Consider the following 23520-nt stretch of genomic DNA (forward strand, 5'->3'; position numbering starts at 1 on the left):
AGTCCCGATCTAGTTAAAATTAAAAAAGCGGCTGAAAATTGCCGCTTTTTTATTGAGATTTAGCCATATATAGCTGAAGAAAAAAGGAATAATACCAAGGAATTGCAGCAATTAATTAACGTCCTAACGCGGGCAGTTTAACAATTAACAGTTAACAATTAACTATTAACCATTAACAGCAAAATGTTTTTCGATAATTCCAGGGATTTTTGCGGGTTCGATGCGGCTATAGCGGGTTTTATCTGGCATCAAAATAATGTTTGGCCCTGCTTTGCACTGTTTAAGACATCCCGTTCCCTGAATAGTTACGTGGTCTTCCAAGCCGCGATCGCTTAACGCCGTTTCCAAGGCCTGACAGATGGCTCTACCGCCCCGCTTCTGGCAGTCAGACTTTTGACAGACCAAAATTTTAGCCTTAGCTTGAGGGCAATTTGCCTTGGGAGTAACCTTTTTGGCAGAGTCAACATCTCTCCCTTGGTAAGGGATAATAGGAGTGCGATCGCCACAGGAAACAGACAAAGCCGAAGCCAGTTTTTCAATAGATATATCCTCGAAACTCCGAGGCTTGGTAGCCTGGAAATTACCACCAATTAAGGGGGTGATGCTATAAGCTTTCAGTTTAGTTTTGCCATTGTCCAAGTTGAGTTTTTTCTCTCCTACAACCCGAACCGCTAAACCTCGCTTTGCAATTGGAAACAGAGGCGATGTCTCCGGCTGGCTACGCTTACGCAACTCTTTAGAGATTTTGACGACATACTCCTCCCCCGATGCTGCGGCAATTCGCAAGTAGGAGAGTTTGTAACCATCTTCAAGAATAGAACCGACGATCTGCCCCTCAAGGCTGAATTCTGATACTTCTTTGCGTGATTTACACATGGTTCTAGATTGGTTATAAGTTGTTAACGTTTCAAATTGCTTGCGTCTAGTCAAGCGCTACTAGCTGCTTTTCCAGCAGCCTTCCAAACAGGCTTCCAACTCCCAACGGGGGGATCTATACTGCCTTAATACACTCTCTAACTGAGTAGCTTGCAGAGCACTGTTGATTTGCACCCGCAAAGGTTTATCAATAGCACACCAGCAGGTAATCTCTAACTCCTGCAAACGCTGGTAAACTTGCCAGCGGTCTACCCAACTAACCTCAACAATGTGACATGGTTCTGATTCTAGCTCTGATTTATTCATAAATGAAATCCATTTGCACTAATTTTTGTGACTGATGACAAAGATAGAAAGGAAAAACAAGGGCATACAAGAGCTTAGCTGAGGGAGAATTGTTAAGAAAGAAGGTATAAATCTTAAAAAATTAACTCTCTGCCTGTATATTCTTGGTTTCCATGAAGTCCTGATTCTCCAGAACGCCTGTTAGATAGTTACTTTATAGACTATAGCGCAAGTGCGAGTAATTCTCAATAGACCTGCAAGAAAAATTTACCAACTTGTAAGTATTCCTAGTAGTCTGCTTGGCTGAGCTTGACTCAGTGATTTAGCGTGGTAAACTAAGCGGATTGGCAATAAATCTGCCTATTGAGAGGGAACAGACTATGGCTGAAACTCACAGTGCAGTGCGCCCATTTGGCCACCTTGCCGACAATCCAATTTTGCTCGAACATTCAGTCACAGCCCCAGTCTGTGAAGGGATGAATGCTCTGCTGGCAAGTTTTCAGGCGCTTTACCTGCAATATCAAAAGCACCATTTTGTTGTTGAGGGAGCGGAATTTTACTCTCTACACCAGTTTTTTGAAGACAGTTACGGCGATGCTCAAGATCACGTCCACGAATTGGGCGAACGCTTGAATGGTTTGGGCGGTATTCCTGCGGCTGGTTTTAGTAAGTTAGCAGAACTTTGCTGCTTCCAACCGGAAGCTGACGGTGCTTATTCCTGTCGCCAAATGCTCGAACACGATCTGAGTGCGGAGCAAGCGATTATCAGTTTGTTACGCCGTCAAGCAGGACAAGCGGAAAGTTTAGGCGATCGCGGTACGCGCTACTTATACGAAAAAATCCTGCTCAAAACAGAAGAGCGAGCTTATCATCTAGCTCACTTCCTAGCGCCCGATACTTTGGTGCAGTCGAGCTTGAACTAGGAAGAAGGAAGAAGGAAGAAGGAAGAAGGAAGGGAAGAAGGAACAAGCAAGAAGTTAAACGTAGTCCTAACCGCGTTACACATAAGAAAAAAAGAGCCTGAGAGCTGTACCTCTCAGGCTTTTTGTGTTGGAGCTGGAAAGGAAATGTAACTGGATTTGGCAACATCTGCCCACAGCGAAGGAACCGCGATCGCGAAACTCTCGCTTCCTAACTCCCAAGTTTAGAAAAACTAGCCGTTTGCCCACCTATGCAAAATTTCCACCGCAAACAGCAGCGAGCTTGTTCTCTAACCTTGTCTTATCAGAGAGGAACATATCCATAGCCATCTGAATAACACTCTAGACTTACTAGAACTATTTGTCAATAACCTCTAAAAATTTTTTTTGCCTTAAAAACCCCCTACTCAGCATTTACGGCTCTAAAATGCTTTGCCTATAAGTATTAAAGCCATTGTTAAAATATATTACAGCTAATTTCCCCCATAACTAATGAAATATTTTATAAATAGCCCTTGACAAACCAGAAGAAATTATTGATTATTAATTTCAATAAGCTTTAACCAGCTTAAAACCTACTGACTCAAGAGGTGAACCCATGAGCAACATGGTCGCAAAATCCTTTCCAGGCGAAGGAAAATCCTTTCCCTGGTGGGCGGGGAATGCCCGCTTAACAAACCTTTCCGGCCGACTGCTGGGAGCCCACGTTGCCCATGCAGGCCTAATCGTCCTATGGGCGGGAGCCTACACCCTATTTGAACTCTCCCGCTTCAACCCAGAGCAACCCATGTACGAACAAGGCCTAATCCTGCTGCCGAATCTAGCACGGCTGGGCTTTGGCGTTGGAGCCGGGGGTCAAATTGTCGATACCTACTCCTACTTCGCGATCGGAGTCATACACCTGATTAGCTCAGCATTTCTCGGCTTCGGCGGCATCTTTCACTCCCTCAAAGGGCCCGAAACCCTAGAAGAAAGAACCCCCTTCTTCGGGTATCGCTGGGAAGATGCAGACAAAATGACCACCATCCTTGGCATTCACCTAACTTTATTGGGTCTAGGTGCTGCCTTGTTGGTGGCCAAAGCCATGTATTTTAGTGGGCTTTATGATACCACAATCCAGAACGTGCGGGTGATTTCCAATCCCACCCTCAACCCCGCCACCATTTTCGGCTACCTCTTCGGAGTCAACGGCAAAAACTGGATTGCTGGAGTTGACAACCTCGAAGATGTTGTCGGCGGTCACATTTGGGTCAGCATCCTCTGCATTGGCGGCGGTTTCTGGCACATCAGCACTCAACCCTTCCCTTGGGCAAAACGGCTGTTTGTCTGGTCAGGGGAAGCTTACCTTTCCTACAGCCTGGGAGCCTTAGCCTTAATGGGGTTTATCGCTACCTATTTTGTCTCAGTTAACACCCTGGTTTACCCAGAAGAATTTTTTGGCCCGGCTTTAAATATCGGTTTTGAGCAATTCCCTTACTTCCATCGCGGCGAAATGCTCACTTCTCGCGTTTGGCTAGCAAACGCCCACTTCTGGCTGGCCTTCTTCCTGTTACAAGGGCATATTTGGCACGCCTTGCGAGCCGCAGGATTTGACTTCCGCCAAGGCAAAGTTGTCGAGGCCACCCGCGAAGATATTCAGCCAGAAAGCCGCCAAGTCGCGATGAATCCAGCCAGTTAACTATGGTCACGCCGCCATTCTGGGCGGTCAATAATCCCTCAGTTTTGCTCAATTTAGGAGTTAGTACAAATGCAAGCAATAGCTGATTCAACATCAGTACCACCAACAGAAAACCCAGAACAAGAGTATGGCTGGTGGGCGGGAAATGCCCGTTTTACCAATCTTTCAGGACTACTTTTAGGAGCCCATGTAGCTCACGCTGGCTTAATAACACTCTGGGCCGGGGCGATGACTCTGTTTGAGCTCTCCAATTTCAACCCCGCGCAGCCGATGTTTGATCAAGGTTTAATCTTGCTTCCCAACTTAGCGCGGTTAGGCTTTGGTGTTAGTGCGGGCGGTCAAGTTGTCGATACTTATCCTTACTTTGTCATCGGCGTTTTGCACCTAATTAGTTCTGCTGTTCTCGGTGCTGGCGGCCTTTATCATTCCCTACTTGGCCCTAGCATCTTGCCGAAAAATCATACTTTTTTTGGCTCTTTCGGTTACGACTGGGAAGACAAAGACAAGATGACAACTATCATTGGCATTCACTTATTACTGCTAGGTTTAGGTGCGTGGTTATTGGTAGGGAAAGCAATGTTTTGGGGCGGTGTTTATGACCCCATTGCCGCAGATGTCCGAGTTATTTCTAACCCTACGCTCAATCCTGGTCGGATTTTTGGCTATCTCTTCGGTTTCTGGGGCTCGCAAGGTATGGCCGCAGTTAACAATCTTGAAGATGTCATCGGCGGTCATATTTGGGTGGGGATTCTCTGTATTAGCGGCGGTTTTTGGCACATCTTTACTAAGCCTTTTCGCTGGGCCGAGCGCGTGTTGTTTTGGTCGGGTGAAGCCTATCTTTCTTACAGCTTAGGTGCTCTGGCTTATATGGGCTTTTTGGCAGCCTATTTCGTAACCGTAAATAACACTGTTTATCCAGAGGTTTTCTACGGCCCTGTGGGTTTAACTGGCCCTGATGCGGTTGTAATTTCTTCGCGGACTTGGCTGGCAACTGCTCACTTTGTCTTAGCAGTTGTCGTGTTGTGCGGTCACATTTGGCACGCGCTGCGCGTGCGGACAAAAGCGGTGGGATTTGATTTTCGTTCTGGGGAGTTTGTGAAGCAATCTCCTAGCGATATTCAAGTTGAAACTGCAATGGGTTCAATGAGTTTTTCTGATGTGAGTGTAACTTTATTGCGGAATTTACCGATTTACCGCAAAGGTTTATCTCCCATTGTCAGAGGGTTAGAAGTAAGCTTAGCTCACGGATATTTTCTAGTGGGAATCTTTGTAGTATTGATTCCTTTGCAACAAAAGAGTTTAGCACCTTTGGCTGGGTTGCTTGCTGCCCTCGCAGTAATCTTAATTTTGTCAATACTACTTTCTATTTATGAGAATGGAAAGCGGGAAAAAGGCAAGGTTTTCTATTGGCAAAAAACACCTGAAGATTGGAGCTTATTCCGGGGTGGTTTTGTCCTTGGCGGTTCTAGTGGAGCTTTCTTAGCTTATTTACTGCTAGAAAACTTTGCGGGTATTGATGCAATTTTGCGAGGCGTTGTGAACTAAAACAGGACTTATAAAAATCATCCGTAATGCCGCCAATAGGTATGATTTCTTGACCACCAGGATGGCGGCGTTACGTCAAGCTTACGTAAGTCTTGTTTTAGTTTTCCGCTACAGAAACAGAGTTTTGGCGAATTGCCTTACTCTGTTTCTTAATCAAGATTTATGGAAATTGTTTATAAACTTGAGAGAATTCATCTATGAATGTTGTAATTTACTGTTTCTGTACCTGGACGCTACTTGTTCTATTTTTATGGAGTGTTTGGCAAGCATTACGAGAGGGTATTTCTCAAATCACGCGGCTGCATAAAATTCCCTGTTCTGACTGTGAGTTTTTTACTAATGACTATCGCCTTAAATGTACGGTGCGACCTTTTAGTGCTTGTACAGAGGAGGCGATTGGCTGTTCTGACTTTGAACCAAGAACCAGTTCTTGTAATGCTTGTCAGCAACGTTGCAGTAAGTTTTAATCGTAATATTTTGTTTGGAGGATTTTGATATGTCGTTTTACAAAACTAACTCACTCAAAGCTGAACTAAATCAAAGGGGATGTCGCCTGACTCCCCAGAGAGAAACTATCTTGAATGTATTTCAAAATTTGCCGGAAGGCAATCATTTAAGTGCAGAAGAATTGTACAATATTTTGAAGGAGGGAGGAGAAAGTATTGGTTTGTCTACTGTGTATAGAACTCTGCATTTAATGGCTAATATTGGCATTTTGCGGGAACTAGAACTGGCGGAGGGTCACAAACATTATGAACTGAATTTACCTCAATCTCATCACCATCATCATTTAGTTTGTCTTCAATGTCATAAGACGTTTGAATTTAATGATGAATCAATTTTAAAGATTGGTAATAAGCAGGTTGAGAAAGCAGGTGTAGAACTGCTTGACTGCCAGTTGACGGTTCGGACAGTTTGTATAGAAGCTTTGCAGGAGGGTTGGCCTTCTTTACTTCCTAGCAATTGGCTGTGTTCGAGACATCACTCACAAAGGCAGGAGAATTAAGTTAACAGTTAACGGTTAACGGTTAACTGTCAACTGTTTTAAAAATGGCGCGATCGCATTCAGCTTGAGTTTAAGCTGCGGCGATTAAGGCATCTTTTAGGGGAGTCCAGCGAAAGGCGCGATCGCCTCCCATTTCCACTACTACTTTCACTCGTGGCTCTAAACTAGGTAAAACTGTCAAATATTCAATTTCCTGACGGGATAAAACAAACCCCTCAATGATCCACAGTACCAACCCTTTGGCTTTCGGGGGCAAGTGCTCCAATTGAGTATTTACCACTGGGGGCAGATAATAAACATAGCCGACTGAGGCCTCATTACCAGTAGTTTTTTTACCAAGGTGGGGAGGTCTTACGCCGTGAACCCCTGTTAGATAAGCAGCTAAGTCACCTAAACCCCGCGCTGTGATATTGTGGGTGCTGTAGCTTGCAGCTCTAAGTCGCCGCTGGTAGCGCCCTTCAAATCCACCCTCTAAGGGGACGTAGACGGCCAGGGAACCCGACTTCTCTAAATCCCGAATCATCTTCGAGCCAGTTATAATCAGTGTCATAGGTTTGACTTATTTTCTGTTAAATTTTGTCTGTTGCTACTTGCGAGCTACGCAAATATTGTACACAACCTATTAAATTTAACTCTAGTCGCCCTACTTAATTTAGATCGTACTATAAAATTATAAGTAAAATTATAAGTAGAGATGCTGGTAATTATCTTTTTTCCAGCACTCTATTTGAGGTTAATCTACTATTGAGAGCCATCCCCGACGTACAGCGTACAGCAATCTAGTAATAATTTTGTGGTCTGGTTCGCTGAGGGAATTGGTTAATATTGCCGACTGAAGTTGTTGCCGGTGCTTCCGATTAATACCGCCTGACTTCCAGGCTGTAAAGTACAGTTCTGAAATGATCAATTCTGGGAGAAACGCTTGAGTTGTCATTAGCAGTGAAAAACATCTATGCCTTTAATATCGGGCAAAGTTAGCAAAGTGTATGTGACTGCCATCATGAAGACGATGTGATAGTTTTCTGCCTAAAGGCTGATGGAAGTCCCTTATAGCCAGTGATAGGAATAAAAGATCGGAGTGATATGGGTCAATATCAAGAGTGAGACAAATCAATGACTGTGACTTTAGCAGCAAAATCAGACATCCCAACATATCCTCTGAGCTGGAAAAATAGGATGCGATCGCAACCCTAAACAAGATCGGGCTCTGGTTCAGAAAAAAGAATCCATTAACGGCAATGCCAGAGTTACAAAATAGTAAACTAAGGGCGCAGTAAAAACATAGCTATCAGTGCGATCGAGAATACCACCGTGACCGGGGATCAACTGCCCGGAATCCTTGACCCCAGCATCTCGCTTCATCATGGACTCCGTTAAATCTCCCAACAGACTAGCGATGCCAATCAATAAACCCAAAACTACGCCAGTATAGGGCCACCCTGGCCAGTTCAAATACCAAGATCCCGCTACTGCTACTGCAACGCTACCGCCCACTCCGAACACAGCACCTTCTACCGTCTTTTTGGGGCTAATGTGGGACAGGGAGGTGCGACCAAAGAATTTACCCATGAAGTAAGCGCCGATATCAGCGGCCCAGATACAGCCGAAAGCTAATAGCAGCGTCGTTAACCCTAAAGGTAAAGTGCGGGCATTTGTCCAATCCGGCCAGTAGTCGTTAATGGGTGCATTACTGGCCACAGCCTGAGACATGGCAGATGCAGTTTGGTCGAGCCCGACTCGCAGCCTTACCCAATAGCTGGGCAAATAACCGCCGTAGAACAATCCCAAGATTGAGGAAGAAATGTCTGCGATCGTTGACAACTTGGGTTGGAACAACAGGTAAAAACAGATTAAGGTTCCTGCTAAGGCAAACATGGCATCTACCAGGTTTGGTGCCAGGGCCGCAGTTACTAGCAAAACTTGACTGACGGCTAAGGTAGTTTTGCCAGCGGGTGCAATACCCTTGGCGCGGGCGAGTTGAAAATATTCCTGCTGACCGAGGTAGACAATAATCCCAAAGCCGATGGTGAAGTACCATCCCCCTAAAAAAATCATTCCCAACGCAAGGGCGATCGCAACTATTCCACTGAGGATACGAGACCAAGGCATAAAACGAATTTCTCTTGCAGACTGCTAGGCGGGTCAATCCAGCTATTGAAGCTCTTAGATCTAGTATGAAGGTTAAATGAACGTAAAAAAGGTTAAGAATTACATTTGCCACTTATTTTAAGTAGAAGGAAGAAGGAAGAAGGAAGAAGGAAGAAGGAAGAATGTTTATACAGTCAGCTTTTTAGCCATCCTTATCTTATGTTTAACTAGGTGGAGCTACTTAATTAGGAAAGCAGGCAAAATGTAGAAGGTAGAGGGCAGAGGGTAAAAAGTAGAGGTCACAAAGCAGAGGTCACAAAGCAGAGGTCACAAAGCAGAGTTCACAAAGTAGAAGGCCAAAATTTGAGGTCATTTCCCTTCTAGATCGTAAATCCTTCTTTTTTCTTCTTGCGGTTATAAATTTTTGACCAATATATCTACAGAACTCCCTTAGAACTTGGAATCGCACTGGCACGGCGGGGATCGATTTCCACAGCCATCCGCAAAGCACGGGCAAAAGCCTTAAAGGTTGCTTCAATAATATGATGAGAATTAATTCCGTCTAACTGCCGAATGTGCAATGTCATTTGAGCATGATTGCATACTGCCATGAAAAATTCTCTGACTAACTGGGTGTCGTAAGTACCCACCCGCTGAGTTGGAATTTCTAATCCATAACTACAGTAAGGGCGGCCAGAAAAGTCTAATACTACTTGAATTAAAGCTTCATCTAAAGGGGCAATGAAATGACCAAAGCGGACAATTCCTTTGCGATCGCCTAGCGCTTTCCCCAAGGCCTGGCCCAGCGTAATTCCCACATCTTCGTTTGTGTGGTGGTCGTCAATTTCTAGATCGCCGATCGATTGTACGTCTAGATCGATCAGGCCGTGAGAAGATAACTGGTGCATCATGTGGTCTAGAAAGGGAATTCCTGTCGCTGCCTTACAAGTGCCTATGCCGTCCAGATTCAGGATGACTGTTACATCTGTTTCTCCAGTGGTGCGTTTGACGGACGCGGCTCTAGCTTGGTGGGTGATGTTGGCAGGAGGAAGAGAAGAGCGATCGCTAATTTGCATAATTGTTAATTGTTAGTTGTTAGTTGTTAGTTGTTAATTGTTAGTTGTTAGTTGTTGGTGTGTAAGTCCTGTAAATTTTAAATTTTTACTTACTTTTAACTAAAGCATAATCATTCACAAATGTAGTTAACCGTTAACAGTTAACCGTTAACAGTTAACCGTTAACCGTTAACAATTAACTACTAACAATTAACTACATTCCCATAATTTCGTAACCAGCGTCCACGTATAAAATCTGACCCGTGATCCCGCTAGCCAAGTCGCTGCATAGGAAAGCTGCTGTATTTCCTACTTCTACTTGAGTCACAGTTCGCCGCAAGGGGGCAACTTCTTCTACGTGGTGAATCATGTCTAAAATGCCACCAACTGCGGAGGAAGCTAGAGTGCGAATGGGGCCTGAAGAAATTGCATTCACCCGAATATTTTGGGGGCCAAGTTCAGCGGCCAAATAACGGACATTCATTTCTAATGCCGCCTTAGCAATACCCATAACATTATAGTTTGGTATTACTCGCACTCCCCCCAAATAAGTCAGAGTGAGAATACTACCACCCTCAGTCATTAGAGGTTTAGCAGCCGCACTCATCTGCACTAGGGAGTAAGCGCTAATTTCCAAAGCTTGAGTGAAACCTTTGCGGGAAGTATTGCTGAAGTCGCCTGAGAGTTCATCCTTGCCAGCAAAGGCTAGACAGTGGATGAGGATGTCTAATTTTCCCCATTTGTCGCGGATTGTCTCAAAAGTAGACTTGATTTCGTTGTCGTCTTGGACATTGCAAGGTAGATAGAGACTGGGATTGAGCGGTTCTACGAGTTCCGCCACTTTTCTTTCGTGTCGGCCCTTTTCGTCCGCTAGATAAGTGATCCCAAGATTAGCCCCAGCTTTGTGGAGCTGCTGGGCAATGCCCCAAGCAATCGAGCGATTGTTGGCAATGCCAGTTACAAGAGCGTTTTTTCCAGTCAAATTTAGCATAGTAGTATATTCTATAAGCAATTGGTACGATGATCAAAAGTGGTTTGCCTCTGTTAACTCCAGTTACAGGTTTCGCGATCGCGATCCAAGGTTACTGAGTTCTGGGCTGCTGACCTGAAGGCGATCGCCCGATGGCGATCGCGATCGCCTGGTAGACCTTCGTTACCTTTGTCTCTTGTGAAATTACAGCCGATAAGTGTAAGTTATTACAAGTTTTGTTTAATTTAATATTAAATTAAAATCATTCGCGTCGTTTCCCTCTCAGGGCTCAAGCCACTGAGTTTCCCACTTACCGAACTTTTTTATGAACATAATGTCTGAGAGTCCAAAGGAACTTTCGTTTTATAACAAAATATCCTGAACACCCTTTGCGTCCAGCTTGGGGAGAAAAGGTAAGGGCAGGATAAATCCTGTCAGTGAAAGATGATTCGGGTGAGTATCAATTGCATTGGTTAGTACAAAGGATCTAGTCGTGACTCATGATAGACCGCTAGCAGCCGTGTTCCGCCAAATTAGCGGCGGAGCGTTTCCCCCCGTTGTCGAAAGCTTTGAACGGGGGAAGACTATATTTTTCCCTGGAGACCCGGCTGAGCGCGTCTATGTTCTCATTAAAGGTGCCGTTAAGCTCTCTAGGGTTTATGAGGCGGGGGAAGAAATTACCGTAGCTCTACTACGGGAAAATAGTGTGTTTGGGGTGTTGTCTCTGATTACGGGACATCGTTCTGACAGGTTTTACCACGCGGTGGCTTTTACGCCGGTGGAATTGCTCTCGGTGCCCATTGAACAGGTGGAGAAGGCTCTTAAGGACGATCCAGAACTGTCGATGGTGATGTTGCGGGGGTTGTCCTCGCGGATTTTGCAAACTGAGATGATGATTGAGACGCTGGCTCACCGGGATATGGGATCGAGGTTGGTCAGTTTCCTGTTGATTCTGTGCCGGGATTTTGGCGTTCCGGGGGCGGAGGGGATTACGATCGATTTGAAGTTGTCTCACCAGGCGATCGCGGAGGCGATTGGTTCGACGCGGGTGACTGTGACTCGTTTGCTTGGGGATCTCAGGCAAGAGAAAATGATCTCGATCCATAAGAAAAAGATCACGGTTCATAATCCGGTAGCCCTAAGCCAGCAATTCACTTAAATTAGAAGGAGGAAGGGCTGAACTTCTGCTCTCTAGAATCAATCGATAGCTTATCTATTCAGAGTTGGGTCTTCCTTCATCTAAGGGTTCGATGACTGCCGGATATATCCTGGTAATTGTAATGCTAATTTTGGGGGGCGCGATCGCTACCCTGAGCGATCGCTTAGGTACGAAAGTTGGTAAGGCTAGGCTTAGTCTTTTCAAACTCCGCCCCCGGAATACGGCTGTTTTGGTTACGGTTCTGACTGGTAGTATTTTGTCGGGGACTACTCTGGGGATTTTGTTCGCGGCGAGTAAGCCTTTGCGAACGGGTGTGTTTGGAATTGATGAGATTCAGAAGCGGCTGAATACTGCTCGTAAGGAGCTCAACCAAACGACGCAGGCTAAAAATCAAGTGGAAGCTGAGCTGGCTAAGGCTAGGGAGGCTCAAGCACAAGCAAGGGCGAGTTTGGATGAGATTAATCGTTCTTTGGAGGCGGCGAATGCTGAGCAAGCTGAGACTGAGGCTAAGTTAAATTCGCTGAGAACTCAACTGAATCGGGTGGAGGATGCGAAATCCCGCACTCAGGAACAATTGAGTAGGGTGGAGGCTGCGAGGACGCGCACTGAGTCGCAGTTAAATCAAACTCAGAGTCAGTTAAAAACTGTTTCTAAACAAAAGAGGGCTCTGGGGGCGGAGATCGCTCAGTTGCAAGCGGAACAGGAAGAATTGAGGGAACAGGGAGAACGGGTTAAGGCCCAAATTGCTCAGCGCGATCGCGATATTGCTCAGCGGGAGAAGGATATTGCTCAGCGCGATCGCGCTATTGCTCAACAGGATCGGAATATTGCTCAGCGCGATCGCGATATTGCTGAGCGTAATGCAGAAATTGCTCAGCGCGATCGCTTTTTGCAGGAACGGGAACAGGCGATTGCGGAGCGAGATTTGGTAATTGCGGAACGGGAAGCGCTGTTGAAAAAGTTGGGAGAAGAACAAGCTTCTTTGGAGGATCAGCAAGCCTATTTGCAGCAGCAAGTGCAAATTTTAGAGAGGGATTTTCAGGCAATTCGCAGCGGTACTGTGGCGATTCGGCGGGGGCAAATTTTAGCCGCTGGCGTGGTGCGGATTCTGGAACCACCTGTAGCCCAGCAAGCCGTAGATCGCTTGTTGCAGGAGGCTAATCGAGCGACTGTGCGGTTGATTCAACCTGGCAAACCGAATGGCAATGAGCAGGTAATTGATATTACGAAGGCTGAGGTTGAGCAGTTGATGGTTCAGATTAAGGATGGTCAAGATTATGTGGTGCGAATTTTGGCGGCTGCGAATTATCTTCAGGGTGAAAAACGGATTCAGGTTTTTGCGGAGGCGGAGATCAATCGTGTTGTGTTTCGTGAGGGAGATGTGGTGGCGGGAACTACGATTAATCCCTCAAATTTGACGGATGAAGATGTGCGGAAAAAGCTGGAAAAGTTGATCGATGCTTGCAATTTTCGTGCTAATTTTATGGGGATTGTTGGGGGGCGAGTGCAAATTGCTGATGATAAGATTGAAACTTTGTTAGCTTTTATTGAGCAATTACAGCAGTACGATCAGCCTTTGGATGTGCAGGCGATCGCGGCTGATGTGACTTATACGGCTGGGCCGCTGAAAATTAATTTGGTGGCTATTGATAATGGGGTGGTACTTTTTGGTACGGGGCCAGTGGGGCCGGCGAAGGGGGGAGCTGAGAAGATTGACAGTCATCTATGATGTTAATGGGATGAGAATGTCATTGGGAGTTCTGCGAAGCAATCTCTAGGCCCTGCGATTGCTTCACTCTGAAACCCGCCAGGGGTTTTAACCCAGGGCGGTTTCATTCTCGAATTTTAGCAGAGCTAAAATTCTGAATGAAAATATTCAAGTCATCCGCGAACACTAAAAATTCAACTATCAATTTTATTGATAGTTGAATAAATCAAATTTATTGCTGTACATGGGTTTGAAAAGTTTAGCTGGGTAATTATTATTGAATAATTGAGCTAATCTACCTTTTTAATTGAGTGAAATTATCAGTTTTTCTAGCTTGTAGTTTAGCCATCTTTGACCGCAAGTTAATGATGAAAAGCCTAAAAATCGGTAAAGATTAAGAGCGACGGTTGATAGGAGCGATAAATTAGTGACTGCTATGTAGTTATGTCTCGGCCATATATCTTCCTTAAAAACTACATCTTTTACCCAATGTAACTGATTTTCAATCAGCCAATGACCTCGGATTTTTGACGCAAATATTTCGGCTGATGCCGATAAGCTGCTAATGTAATAAGTAAGATGTTCATAATCTTTTTTACCACGAGCGCCACTTCTTTCCACTTTAATTAAACTGGTAATATTACCCCATTTTAATCTCTCAAAATCCTTGAGCTTCTGGGGAGGAATATCAAAGACAGATACCTTTCTAACCAGGTGACGACCATGACTAATATCTACTGATTCTGCTTGACTTTTAGGTGGTTGATTTTCGATAATATTCACAACCTGTTTAAACAAGTTTTTTTGATTGCCTTTAAGAGCGATAATATAATCATTTTTAGACTCAGTAATCAAAGTAGTTGTCTCTTTTTGACAGTGCAAAGCATCCAATGTAAATATGTTCCCTCGATCGGGATAACCCTTGACTAGCTCTTGCGCCTGTCTGATTTCAGAACTTTTTTGTTTTCAAATTTTTGGACTCTGACAACCAAACCAGTATTCTGACTGAATAAGGACACAATTGAGACAAAATCGTGAGTGCTATTCTGGGGATTTTGGCAGGTACTTCTGAGACATTTACCATCAATTGATACCCAATCAGTCAAGTCTATTGAGGTAGTTAGCTGACTAGCCCATTGATTAAATGCGTCGATTAAATCTGAGGTATTGACCAACATCATTACTCGTCTAATAGTAGAATAAGATGGGACTCTATCAATAGTGAGATTAAAAGTTTTAACGATCAGTTTTTGGTTGCATTTAGCAAAGGTTCCGAAATCTCTATATCCCAAATAACCCAACATGAATCCCATAATAACCAATAGTAATATTAGCCATAAGGGATGTCTTTTCCCGCTGGTTTGGCGTGGGTCATTGACTTTTTTCAAAAAAGAGATTAGAGTATCCATATCTATTATATGAAGAGCGATCGCTAAAAATCTTATCAGATAGCGCGATCGCTTTTACTTTTCGCGATCGCACCGGAGAATGAAACCGCCCTGGGTTTTAACCCCTGTCGAATTGAGGGTTTGATTTTAAGTTCACACTAATAGGCCATGCCTAAGTCCCTACCTCTGCTATGTACCTCTAACAACTAGCAATAACTAACAATTACTAATGATTTTAGGTTTCGATCCGGGTCGCGATAAGTGTGGAATAGCTGTTATGGGGTTAGATAGGGAGGTTCGCTATCATCAAGTTGTGCTGGCGGAGAATGCGATCGCGACTATTGAATCTCTATGTTCGCAGTTTCCGATTGAGTTAATTGTGATGGGGGATCAAACTACTTCTCGTAGTTGGAAACAAAAAATTTCTGCTAGTTTGCCGTTGGTGGAAGTTGTGCAGGTTGATGAGCGCTATAGTAGTTTGGAGGCACGCGATCGCTTTTGGGAAATGTTCCCTCCCAAGGGTTTTAACCGCTTGATTCCTCAAGGGATGCGGACTCCCCCTCGGCCTGTGGATGATATTGTGGCGATTGTGTTGATTGAAAGATATTTGAATTGCGATCGCAAGTGAAAGAGTTGCATCTCCTCAGCTTAAATAGAGGCTATGGGTTGAGAGCACAACTTGCTTCATCGTCACCTGTTTTTATTGCTCCTAAAAGTGTTGTTACCACCGCGCATTTTCTAGCTGCGCCAAGATCGTCGTGCCGTAAAGTAATCAATTTTTTTGACCCGAACCAGGTTGCCCCATCTGTACACTCATCGTCAGCATTCTCCACAATACAACCTTGGCGATTAAATCTGGCTATGTAAGTACCATTTACAGAGTCTAAGTTTGTCGAGGCAGTACTGGTAATATCGATCGCAATCTTATCCTCTAGGCTGTACCATACATTAGGTGCAGAAGAAGGAGATGTGGATACTGGCAAGGTTGCAGGAGGGACGGTTGCAGGGTGAATAGCCCACTGCACTAAGTTACCTTGTATTCTAAAGCTAGCCTGCCATGCTACTTTATCCCGTTTAGCATTACTTTGAGCTAATTGCAAGGCTCCGTAAACTCGGCTTTGGCTAGTGCGTAAACGTTGATTGTTAATGAAAGCTAACCAACCTGGGGCCGCGATCGAGCTTAAAATGCCAACTATCAATAGCAAAATCAGCAGTTCTATTAACGTAAACCCTGTGTCATGTTGCTGATGGTTTTTTCCTAATCCTATTCTTGACTGGCTAGAAAGTCCGCTTAATTGTTGCAGATGTGGCTTGCTAGTTGCAGCTAAACTTCTCTGCCAAAGTTTTAATAGTGTTGAGTTTTTCATATTTTTCTCTGGTTTTTATACCTTAGTTTGACACTCATTGGATCTATTTTAAACTGAGATATTGCATTATTGCCCAAATCCCCCATATTAAGTCTGGTTAATTAGAGATAATTTCTGTAGGGGCGGGTTCGCCAAGATATCAAAATATAAGCGATAAATCCAGAAAACCCGCCCCGGCCCAATACTTACGCCGATCTCTTGCACTAATATCAATAAAGGACTCGATCGCGGGGTGGGGGCGGGTTTTTGAGTCTTTTATAGTACCGTTAAAGCTTTTGGCGAACCCGCCCCTACAGGCTTTTAAAAATGGTACAAGATACGAACTTTAAATAAAGATTACTGCCCTAATACTCCTAATCCTTGCACTTGAACGCTTGCTGTTGGGAAAAATGCTGAATTGTTGCTATTGTAAGTAGCGTTACTTTGCATTTTCCGCAGAGCACTTCCTCTGATCGTAACTCGTGCTACTGTTTTAGATGAATCTACACAAGCGTAGAAACCATTTCCATTTGTAGGTGATACTATTACTGACGCAGTACCACCCAAAGCATTTAGGCACTCAGTATCTGTGGCTACATTTGTGACTGTATTTGTATCAATATAATTAACTAGCACTGGCACTTGGTTTGCGGGAGGTGCACTAATGGTGGGTACTGTTCCATTGTCTTCCTGAAGCGGCCATTGGTTCATTTTCTCCTGAAGACTATTTCCTGACACAGAGAGGCTAAATGGTTTAAAATCATCAGGTTCAGCCCCTCGATCTAGATCTGTAGCTGGAAAATAGGCAGGCGGATTAGCGGTAGTATCTATTATCCCATCACGATATTGATACCTAGTAATCCGGGCTGGACAAGTTCCACCAGCAGGCTGACACCAGATATCTGTATTATCTTGTTTTAAGTAGTAAGCAACTAATGAATATACATAAGTATCATTCAGGCAATCATCACCCGTAGTTGCATTTGGAGTACAGGCGGTAGACTCAGGCAGTAAATTTCTCATCAACTGCCGCTTCCAAAATACGAGAATAGGGGTTCCATTAGTAGCGTTGGGCAAACTATCTAGAATTGCATCAACTCCTGTTTTATCGTAAATATAAATCGCTTGACCCAAATCTTGGGCAATAAAATCAAGGGCCGATTGAATTTCTTGCTCTGTATTTGACTTAACTTGTTCTTTTCTATCAGTATTCAGGACATCAACAACAAAACCTAACAAAGGTGTCAAAATTAAGAATGTTATTATCATTGCTACTAACAATTCAATCAGCGTGAAACCGCTAACTGTTCGATCGACCTTAGAGCAATTAGGCTTGAAATGAGTTTTTAATAGCAACCTAAGTAAACTTTTCATAACTATATTTTCCTGTGCTTGAGAGTTCATCGACCTTAATTAAAATCTAGCAGCAAATCAGATTATGGTGATGGCTGTACTTGTGGACAGCCAACGCGATCGCATAAATTCTGAAATGATGACTTTGCGGCTCCGCTGGTAGTGCCAATCTCCGTAGTCATTTGTACTACTGGAATGCTGGGATTTCCTATTCCTCCTGAGATTGTTGATTGTTGTTGTTCTTGGGGATCGGCGACCAAGGTTACACCCGGTTTAAAGGCATCAGCCCTGTAAACTCGAACACCGAGCAGGTAGCCTTGTCTGGGGTCAGTTAAAGCTGCTGAAGGAATGCTCCGATAAGCTTGGATCAGCATATCTTTGACGCTTTCGGGTTTACATCCGGGATCGTCATCGAGATTAACGCAGTACAGAGACGTTGGAGTTTGACAGTAACCGTCATTTTGACAACTTAAACCAGCATTATTGGGAGCAGGAACCTTAAAATCCTCTCTGTTAGGGTTAGTCTCTGGATCTACCACCGTTGTCTCAATGATTGGCGTGATGGTAGTACCGACGATAGTTGCGACTGGGATCGCACCGCTTTTCACGCCGTTAATGTAAGTTCTAGCAGCTTGGGTTGCCAATTCTACCCGTCGAGCTTGTACGCGAGTCCCTGTAGCAAAAACTAGGACAGGCGCGATCGCAATCATCAAGACGGCAACTACAACCATCGCCATCATTGCTTCGAGGATAGTGTAACCGGAGTCTTGAGACTGCCGTAAATTTTCCAGTGGTGTAAGTTTATTCATAGGTCATCATGAGGGATTGGGCAAGGGATCTGGTACATTGTCATCGCAGAATTGAGTTGGTCGTTGGTCATCGCTGAGGGCATTTTCTGTGGGAGTGTCATCTTTTTTCGCACACAGTAAAGTTTGTACCCAAGGGTCATTTCGACCTACTTCTCTGAAAAATTCATCAGAGTTAGTCTGTGTGGTAGGAGTGGTGAAAAGTTGCGTAAATAAGTCTGGTGATTGAGACAAAAGACCGACATCATAACCCCAAAGGCGGTTTGGCGCTACGAACGTCGGGACTTTCCCTTGGGCGTTTTGAATTTTATAATTACCGGGGTAGCCAAAGATACTCGGTGATGTAGCAGTAGGGTTCAAAACAGCAGTGTAAGGTGCGGTGGAATAGGCACTGCGGCTTAACTGAATGAAGGAACCCAGGATATTTGTATCTGTGGTAGATGGAATATTTCCACCGGGACCATCAGGATTCCAGTTTTCGAGGAAACGGGTCAAGTTTTGCATCCCTCCATTCGAGTCACCGTTGGGACGAGAGGGAATGTCTCCGGCTCCGACAACTAGATTAAATGTTGTGTTCTGAGCTCGTGAGAGCCACCTTGTATTATTGGTAGTTGTTAGAGGGCCTGAATTGCCGGGGTCGCCAGTTTGTGATACGTGAATTTGTAAGACTGGAGCTAATAGTGGCTGCATAGTTCCAGTGGGCGCGTTTTCGTAAAAGAGACGATCTGTTGCAGTTGCAGTGTAGGTAGCGACTGTGCTTGGAAGAGTAGTAGAAGTAGTAGTCTTAAATCTAAGACCATTATTATTGGTAGCCGGATCGGGTACCACAGTCTGAGTTGTATTCGCATTCGAGTTAACTCCAAATGCTTCTATATTTCCACTTAGGATTCCTATGGGAATCGGAAGAGGAGGGGTGCTGCCATCGAATAACAGTTGATTATTAGCTGGATTTCGTCGAAAAGCTACGCGACGGGGATAATGTTGAAGTCTTTGCTGAAGTGGTACATCCGCTGGAGTAGTAGTACCGGCAGGTATAGCCGTCGTACCTGAACCTGAATCAACAACATTGCGCGGTTGACCTATTACATCGCTTGCCTTCACAGGGGTACCAGTTGCATTAATCTGCCAATCATTCGGCCCGCAAGCTGAAACAGGCAATTTCAAGCACATTTCCATCACATATTCTGGAAATGCTCCCCGCCGTTGAACTGGCGTGACGAAGTTGTTGAAATAAGAGCTGTCCTGAGCATTCCCACTGTTGTTTGCGTAGTCGCTATCTGGTGGTGCAACGTTACCGTTAATATTGAATGTTGCACCGCTACTCAGACCGTTGGTGACAAAGTTGTTGTTATAAAAACCATTGAGCAACCTAGCTGCTTTGGCTGTGATTGCTGTCTCTGCGCCAGCGATCGTACCATCTCCATCTGAGTCATAGCCAGTTACAGCCGCACCAGCATTATTTCTCAGGTCAAAGTCTCCCTCATTGCGGAAACCAGGGCGGAAATTCGGAGAAAGGACTGTCACAGAATCCGCCAACACTGTTGCAGCTCGCCAAGTGTCCCCGGTAGTGCAATTAGGAAGCCGGGGATCTCCTGGCCGACAAGCAAAGTTGGGATTAAGAGGTAAAGCACGGTCGTAGAAGTTGCCCCACGCAGGCTGAGTTAACGCAGTGTTAAACTCTTGTTGACTGTGTTCGTTAAAGTTGCCTTGAACGTAAACTGGCAAGTTAGAAACCAAGGTCAGTCCCTTTTCTTTCACCACATCCGATATATCTGTCGGGGCTGTAGCATTTTGACCAGTAGCACCGGCATTCCGAGCCAGGTATCTGCCATTAATTAGCATAATCCCGTGAGGGCGGCGGGTGGGGTCAAGTATAGAGTCAGTGCGACTAACGATCCCACTTTGAACTGCATCAATTCCGTAGGGAATTACGGTAGTGTTACTGGCATCTGCTGTGCGATCGCTCCTATCGGGCGCTGCATCATCACGGCTGGCATAAATAATGCCGCTATTTGGCAATAAATACTCTGGATCTGGCCCTTTAATCCCACTTGCCAAGGGGATAGTTGTATTTCGCAGCACATTTAGGTCAATTTGAGTAACCCGAATTTCCAGGGGCATCCGTTCTTCCAAGGCTAGGTCATAGTTGCCACTATTAAAAGTTGTACCAGGGGGGTTCAGGGTAAATGTTTCATCTACGGTGGTGGTTGCTGGATCGTCACGATCTACAGCCTTGATTTCTCTGGCATTTAGCAGCGCCACTTCCTTAATCGCACCGTTGGGAATAAAAGTTGTTGAAGGCGTAACCGCAGTGAAACCGGCAGTTCCCAAAATCCCAAAGGCGCACAGTGTAGAGTCGATAGCAGCTTGTTCTGCCAAGTTACGATCCGTTTCATCTTTCATCAACGCCGTTCTTAACTGCTCGTTGACGAATCGACCATCAGGAAAGACCATATTCGCCTGATCGTAAAGTTCCGAGGGAGTACCCACAAGCAAGCCATTTCCACCAGGGATCGCTGCCGTAGCCGGTCTGTCAGTAATAGGAGGGGCTGTGTAAACTATGCCGTTATTGGTGTAGGAGTCACCAGCATTCCTTGTCGAAGGAGCAGCGGGGGGTAAATAGGTTGGCTGTGCCCAGCCGCTGACATCATCAAGAGGATCGGCGTTTCGAGCCGTTGTGCTGTTAGTGGGGTCGTAGTAGCTGCTAATGCACGCAATGGGAGCTTGGCTCTTCTTTAAATATACGTCGGAATCAAAATCTGGTTGGTCGTAGTAATCTTGGGCATAGTGATATACTGCTGTTGCCCGCATCCGTAGGTCGCCTTTGGCATACTTGGGAGTACTAGGATCAATGGTAGGAGTAACTGGAGCTGGTAATGTTGCTGGTAGAGTCTCCCAGTTTGTGGTGGTGACAATCGGAGCCCCTGTTGAATCATTTTTGAATACTTGAGAACCCGCCGCAGGTGACATTGGCATACTATCTGGCCACACCACTGTGTAAGCTTCATTCGCAGCAGTTGCCGGATCGTCATAAGGCTTGACCCCGCCTGTTGTTGCATCAAGTAGGGGTGGCGGTAGAAAAGAATTTTTTCTCTCATAAACCCCTGCACCAGTAATTACGCGCAAACCACCGATCGCACTTAAAGGATTTTCTGGTTTTTGGGCTGCTGCTTTTTCCCAGTAGTCACCGCGATCGCTAATCCCCACAGCCGCAAGTATCTGCTTTTGGCTAGTGCGAGTCCGCTGGCTACCATCGTCTGACCAAGTACCCCCAGCAACTTCCTGTGCTGTTTTCCCACCGACAAACTTAGTGCCATTCCACCATTTGAGGGGTAAGTTATTCCCAGCAATGATGCGATCTCCCATAAAATCTTCTGTTTTCGGTTTTGAGCCTCCTGTTGGGTTAGGATTTTGAGCTCTTAAGCGATCGACGTTGATGGTTAGACCTGTAGGGCCTATCGCTTGGGCAATAGTCGTGTCAGCATTCACATCTGTAGGAAGAGACCAGGCTTGGATGGGTCTGAGTGTATCCCCTGTTCCCTCGATTACCGTACCAGGAATAGTTTCGCCCGTTAAGCTCACTTCGGCAAACGGAACTTTCCGCGTCAAGCTTTCAAAGTAAGTCTGTAATGCTTGAGCGCGGTCTTTACCTCCCGCCACTGCTTTTTGCACTGATGTCGGGTCATTGGTAGTATTTGGTACTACTGGCGGCCCAGCAGTATCAGGATTTGCCGTCATCTGTGCATTTACTAAAGCACTGATCCGTCTGGCATAGGCGTTGTTGTTGTAAAGTACATCGGTTGGAGAGTTTGTTACCGATTGATTTGTACTCGTAATTACTGCTTCTGCACCTGCTTGAATTGGCGCGTCTGGTAGTTGCTTAAATAGATGAACTGTACTTGTACCAGTTGGGTTCCCAGAAGCAGAACCGTTCACGAGATTGCCCCCAACGAAAATCTTGCTGTTTTCTTGTTTATAGTAACAAGAATTTTGACCGCTAATTAGGAATACATCTACAGTATTGTTGTTCGTTGAAGTGACCAGTAAATTGCTGTTTGTCAACATCCCACCATTGATTCGGAATGCCGGCCCAGGCGATATCTCTAAGTCATCTTCATAGACTACTGCATTATTCAACAATGGAATTCGCGCTCGGTCTTGCTGATACTCTAGTGCCGAAAAACCTTTAGTGCCTTTATATGTTTCAAACTGATCGGGTGGGATACTACCATTTGCTACTGTTTGCTGTGCAGTAATCGGTACTGTCACCGTGTAAACATAAAAGCTTTTCTTCAGTTTACCATCGGATTGATACCAGCCTGAATCTCCCACCAAACTAGCGCTAGTACCAAGGGCGGCTGCACATTGTTGATTTCCCAGCGTCCCTGGCATCGGTGGAGTTCTTGTCTCTAAAGGCTTTCTTTCTGCGAGAAATTGTCCCGAATTTGCACCTGTAGCATTGCTGCGAGGAGGACTGCGAAAATAGACCCCGTAGATGGTATAACTATCAAACTTACCGTTGTTATCTGTATCTACTGGAAATCTCCAGACAGTATTTATTGCTTCGTTATTCTCTACTAATTGATTATTGGTGCTATCCCAATCTGTTAGTGAACTTCTCTCAAGATTGAAGCCTATTCTCAGGCGAATCTCATCGTTAAATGTATAAGTATCTGCTCCCGCTGTAGGCTTTGAAAGTGCTCTTTTAATAGATATATCAGAGGGTGTCCCTGTAGGTCGCGTGGGGTCTTCGTTTAATAAATATTCTATTTTTGCTTTCGCTCGTTCTAAGGCAGGAGTTGCTGCTGCTAACACCTGTTGATTCACTCTCACATTCCGAGCATTTTGTGCCCGGTCAAACGATCGCAGCGTAATTGCCAAAGTCAGCAATACCACTACCAGCATCACCATCGTCACAGTCGGCAAGACAAATCCTGCTACAGGCAACTTGGCACGTCGTCCCATCGCCATTAGCGATCGCAACATAGCTCTCATCAGCCGCTTCGCACCGGCCCTAGATACATTCGCAATCCGTCTCAACAGTGATACGATGACTTTAGCTAATTTGCGCTTAAACATAGACGCTTTCCCAAACTAAGGCAGAGATTGTCTTGCAGATGGCTGCTTGGCACTAGAATTCCTATATCTTATAGTTCCCACTTTTCCCAGTTTTGACATCACCCCGTTACATTTTGTAACAGAGGGTTAGACCCCCAGGAGCCGCAACCTACTATTTGACAAAGCTTTAACCTTGACGCTAAAGCTTTTAATAGCTTACTAGAAAACTATAAATCTAATTTAATCTAATGGTATGCAGCCAGTAGGAGAATCGGGCGC

At 45.0% G+C, this 23520-nt stretch carries 19 protein-coding genes and 1 pseudogene; 8 read left to right on the top strand and 12 right to left on the bottom strand.

What is annotated here, in order from left to right; genetic code table 11:
- Nucleotides 1-165: 165 nt before the first annotated feature.
- Together OSCIL6407_RS0117610 and OSCIL6407_RS0117615 are read right to left on the bottom strand one after the other, a co-directional pair.
- Nucleotides 166-876, bottom strand: a complete 711-nt coding sequence (locus OSCIL6407_RS0117610; RefSeq protein ID WP_007357046.1) for a (2Fe-2S) ferredoxin domain-containing protein — start codon at nucleotides 874-876, stop codon at nucleotides 166-168.
- Nucleotides 877-936: 60 nt separating this feature from the next.
- Complete coding sequence (locus OSCIL6407_RS0117615) at nucleotides 937-1182, bottom strand: Asr1405/Asl0597 family protein (RefSeq protein ID WP_007357047.1); 246 nt, start codon at nucleotides 1180-1182, stop codon at nucleotides 937-939.
- Between the two features lie 359 nt (nucleotides 1183-1541).
- Here OSCIL6407_RS0117615 and dpsA point away from each other — a divergent pair, with 359 nt between their 5' ends.
- The 5 genes from dpsA to OSCIL6407_RS0117635 all read left to right on the top strand — a co-directional run bounded on the left by dpsA (nucleotide 1542) and on the right by OSCIL6407_RS0117635 (nucleotide 6310).
- Nucleotides 1542-2084: a DNA starvation/stress protection protein DpsA gene (gene dpsA / locus OSCIL6407_RS0117620; protein ID WP_007357048.1), complete on the top strand. Its 543-nt coding sequence runs from the start codon at nucleotides 1542-1544 to the stop codon at nucleotides 2082-2084.
- A gap of 595 nt (nucleotides 2085-2679) precedes the next feature.
- Nucleotides 2680-3759 carry a chlorophyll a/b binding light-harvesting protein gene (locus OSCIL6407_RS0117625; protein WP_007357049.1) on the top strand — a complete coding sequence of 360 codons (1080 nt, stop codon included), beginning with the start codon at nucleotides 2680-2682 and terminating at the stop codon, nucleotides 3757-3759.
- A gap of 69 nt (nucleotides 3760-3828) precedes the next feature.
- Complete coding sequence (locus tag OSCIL6407_RS0117630; protein WP_007357050.1) at nucleotides 3829-5304, top strand: chlorophyll a/b binding light-harvesting protein; 1476 nt, start codon at nucleotides 3829-3831, stop codon at nucleotides 5302-5304.
- A gap of 197 nt (nucleotides 5305-5501) precedes the next feature.
- Nucleotides 5502-5771 carry a hypothetical protein gene (locus OSCIL6407_RS32675; RefSeq protein ID WP_007357051.1) on the top strand — a complete coding sequence of 90 codons (270 nt, stop codon included), beginning with the start codon at nucleotides 5502-5504 and terminating at the stop codon, nucleotides 5769-5771.
- A gap of 29 nt (nucleotides 5772-5800) precedes the next feature.
- Nucleotides 5801-6310 carry a transcriptional repressor gene (locus OSCIL6407_RS0117635; protein WP_007357052.1) on the top strand — a complete coding sequence of 170 codons (510 nt, stop codon included), beginning with the start codon at nucleotides 5801-5803 and terminating at the stop codon, nucleotides 6308-6310.
- A gap of 70 nt (nucleotides 6311-6380) precedes the next feature.
- Here the strand turns inward: OSCIL6407_RS0117635 and ndhN are convergent, their stop codons facing one another.
- From ndhN to fabI, 5 genes are all read right to left on the bottom strand, one after another.
- A complete protein-coding gene (ndhN, locus tag OSCIL6407_RS0117640) occupies nucleotides 6381-6860 on the bottom strand; it encodes an NAD(P)H-quinone oxidoreductase subunit N (protein ID WP_007357053.1) in 480 nt (159 codons plus the stop codon).
- Between the two features lie 183 nt (nucleotides 6861-7043).
- The gene (locus OSCIL6407_RS0117645) at nucleotides 7044-7244 is read right to left on the bottom strand and encodes a hypothetical protein (RefSeq protein WP_019487501.1); all 201 of its coding nucleotides are present in this window, start codon (nucleotides 7242-7244) and stop codon (nucleotides 7044-7046) included.
- A 278-nt stretch (nucleotides 7245-7522) separates the two neighbouring features.
- Complete coding sequence (locus OSCIL6407_RS0117650) at nucleotides 7523-8419, bottom strand: phosphatidate cytidylyltransferase (RefSeq protein WP_007357054.1); 897 nt, start codon at nucleotides 8417-8419, stop codon at nucleotides 7523-7525.
- 416 nt (nucleotides 8420-8835) lie between these two features.
- Entirely contained in the window at nucleotides 8836-9474 is a 639-nt protein-coding gene (hisB, locus tag OSCIL6407_RS0117655) for an imidazoleglycerol-phosphate dehydratase HisB (RefSeq protein ID WP_007357055.1), read from the bottom strand.
- Between the two features lie 193 nt (nucleotides 9475-9667).
- Entirely contained in the window at nucleotides 9668-10444 is a 777-nt protein-coding gene (gene fabI, locus OSCIL6407_RS0117660; protein ID WP_007357056.1) for an enoyl-ACP reductase FabI, read from the bottom strand.
- Between the two features lie 472 nt (nucleotides 10445-10916).
- Between fabI and ntcA the strand changes: the two genes are divergently transcribed.
- Together ntcA and OSCIL6407_RS0117670 are read left to right on the top strand one after the other, a co-directional pair.
- On the top strand, nucleotides 10917-11582 hold the full coding sequence (ntcA, locus tag OSCIL6407_RS0117665) for a global nitrogen regulator NtcA (protein ID WP_007357057.1): 666 nt from the start codon (nucleotides 10917-10919) through the stop codon (nucleotides 11580-11582).
- 121 nt (nucleotides 11583-11703) lie between these two features.
- A complete protein-coding gene (locus OSCIL6407_RS0117670; protein ID WP_019487502.1) occupies nucleotides 11704-13311 on the top strand; it encodes a DUF3084 domain-containing protein in 1608 nt (535 codons plus the stop codon).
- A gap of 282 nt (nucleotides 13312-13593) precedes the next feature.
- Here OSCIL6407_RS0117670 and OSCIL6407_RS30875 read toward each other — a convergent pair.
- Nucleotides 13594-14699: pseudogene (locus tag OSCIL6407_RS30875) on the bottom strand (ISAs1 family transposase).
- A gap of 208 nt (nucleotides 14700-14907) precedes the next feature.
- On the opposite strand from OSCIL6407_RS30875, the gene OSCIL6407_RS0117680 reads away from it, so the two are divergent.
- On the top strand, nucleotides 14908-15306 hold the full coding sequence (locus OSCIL6407_RS0117680; RefSeq protein WP_007356487.1) for a pre-16S rRNA-processing nuclease YqgF: 399 nt from the start codon (nucleotides 14908-14910) through the stop codon (nucleotides 15304-15306).
- Between the two features lie 31 nt (nucleotides 15307-15337).
- On the opposite strand, the gene OSCIL6407_RS0117685 is transcribed toward OSCIL6407_RS0117680, so the two are convergent.
- The 4 genes from OSCIL6407_RS0117685 to hpsA all read right to left on the bottom strand — a co-directional run bounded on the left by OSCIL6407_RS0117685 (nucleotide 15338) and on the right by hpsA (nucleotide 23262).
- Entirely contained in the window at nucleotides 15338-16045 is a 708-nt protein-coding gene (locus OSCIL6407_RS0117685; protein ID WP_007356486.1) for a prepilin-type N-terminal cleavage/methylation domain-containing protein, read from the bottom strand.
- Between the two features lie 336 nt (nucleotides 16046-16381).
- Entirely contained in the window at nucleotides 16382-17398 is a 1017-nt protein-coding gene (gene hpsC / locus OSCIL6407_RS0117690; RefSeq protein ID WP_007356485.1) for a hormogonium polysaccharide secretion pseudopilin HpsC, read from the bottom strand.
- Between the two features lie 62 nt (nucleotides 17399-17460).
- Nucleotides 17461-18186: a hormogonium polysaccharide secretion pseudopilin HpsB gene (gene hpsB, locus OSCIL6407_RS0117695; RefSeq protein WP_007356484.1), complete on the bottom strand. Its 726-nt coding sequence runs from the start codon at nucleotides 18184-18186 to the stop codon at nucleotides 17461-17463.
- 6 nt (nucleotides 18187-18192) lie between these two features.
- Nucleotides 18193-23262: a hormogonium polysaccharide biosynthesis protein HpsA gene (gene hpsA / locus OSCIL6407_RS0117700; RefSeq protein ID WP_007356483.1), complete on the bottom strand. Its 5070-nt coding sequence runs from the start codon at nucleotides 23260-23262 to the stop codon at nucleotides 18193-18195.
- Nucleotides 23263-23520: the final 258 nt, after the last annotated feature.

This window comes from Kamptonema formosum PCC 6407 (assembly GCF_000332155.1).
In the GTDB taxonomy this organism is placed as follows: Bacteria; Cyanobacteriota; Cyanobacteriia; order Cyanobacteriales; family Microcoleaceae; genus Kamptonema; species Kamptonema formosum.

What these genes read in the sequence shown, in the direction of transcription:
- OSCIL6407_RS0117610 (WP_007357046.1), bottom strand. Translation starts at nt 876, where the DNA reads ATGTGTAAATCACGCAAAGAAGTATCAGAATTCAGCCTTGAGGGGCAG.
- OSCIL6407_RS0117615 (WP_007357047.1), bottom strand. Translation starts at nt 1,182, where the DNA reads ATGAATAAATCAGAGCTAGAATCAGAACCATGTCACATTGTTGAGGTT.
- dpsA (WP_007357048.1), top strand. Translation starts at nt 1,542, where the DNA reads ATGGCTGAAACTCACAGTGCAGTGCGCCCATTTGGCCACCTTGCCGAC.
- OSCIL6407_RS0117625 (WP_007357049.1), top strand. Translation starts at nt 2,680, where the DNA reads ATGAGCAACATGGTCGCAAAATCCTTTCCAGGCGAAGGAAAATCCTTT.
- OSCIL6407_RS0117630 (WP_007357050.1), top strand. Translation starts at nt 3,829, where the DNA reads ATGCAAGCAATAGCTGATTCAACATCAGTACCACCAACAGAAAACCCA.
- OSCIL6407_RS32675 (WP_007357051.1), top strand. Translation starts at nt 5,502, where the DNA reads ATGAATGTTGTAATTTACTGTTTCTGTACCTGGACGCTACTTGTTCTA.
- OSCIL6407_RS0117635 (WP_007357052.1), top strand. Translation starts at nt 5,801, where the DNA reads ATGTCGTTTTACAAAACTAACTCACTCAAAGCTGAACTAAATCAAAGG.
- ndhN (WP_007357053.1), bottom strand. Translation starts at nt 6,860, where the DNA reads ATGACACTGATTATAACTGGCTCGAAGATGATTCGGGATTTAGAGAAG.
- OSCIL6407_RS0117645 (WP_019487501.1), bottom strand. Translation starts at nt 7,244, where the DNA reads ATGACAACTCAAGCGTTTCTCCCAGAATTGATCATTTCAGAACTGTAC.
- OSCIL6407_RS0117650 (WP_007357054.1), bottom strand. Translation starts at nt 8,419, where the DNA reads ATGCCTTGGTCTCGTATCCTCAGTGGAATAGTTGCGATCGCCCTTGCG.
- hisB (WP_007357055.1), bottom strand. Translation starts at nt 9,474, where the DNA reads ATGCAAATTAGCGATCGCTCTTCTCTTCCTCCTGCCAACATCACCCAC.
- fabI (WP_007357056.1), bottom strand. Translation starts at nt 10,444, where the DNA reads ATGCTAAATTTGACTGGAAAAAACGCTCTTGTAACTGGCATTGCCAAC.
- OSCIL6407_RS0117670 (WP_019487502.1), top strand. Translation starts at nt 11,704, where the DNA reads ATGCTAATTTTGGGGGGCGCGATCGCTACCCTGAGCGATCGCTTAGGT.
- OSCIL6407_RS0117680 (WP_007356487.1), top strand. Translation starts at nt 14,908, where the DNA reads ATGATTTTAGGTTTCGATCCGGGTCGCGATAAGTGTGGAATAGCTGTT.
- OSCIL6407_RS0117685 (WP_007356486.1), bottom strand. Translation starts at nt 16,045, where the DNA reads ATGAAAAACTCAACACTATTAAAACTTTGGCAGAGAAGTTTAGCTGCA.
- hpsC (WP_007356485.1), bottom strand. Translation starts at nt 17,398, where the DNA reads ATGAAAAGTTTACTTAGGTTGCTATTAAAAACTCATTTCAAGCCTAAT.
- hpsB (WP_007356484.1), bottom strand. Translation starts at nt 18,186, where the DNA reads ATGAATAAACTTACACCACTGGAAAATTTACGGCAGTCTCAAGACTCC.
- hpsA (WP_007356483.1), bottom strand. Translation starts at nt 23,262, where the DNA reads ATGTTTAAGCGCAAATTAGCTAAAGTCATCGTATCACTGTTGAGACGG.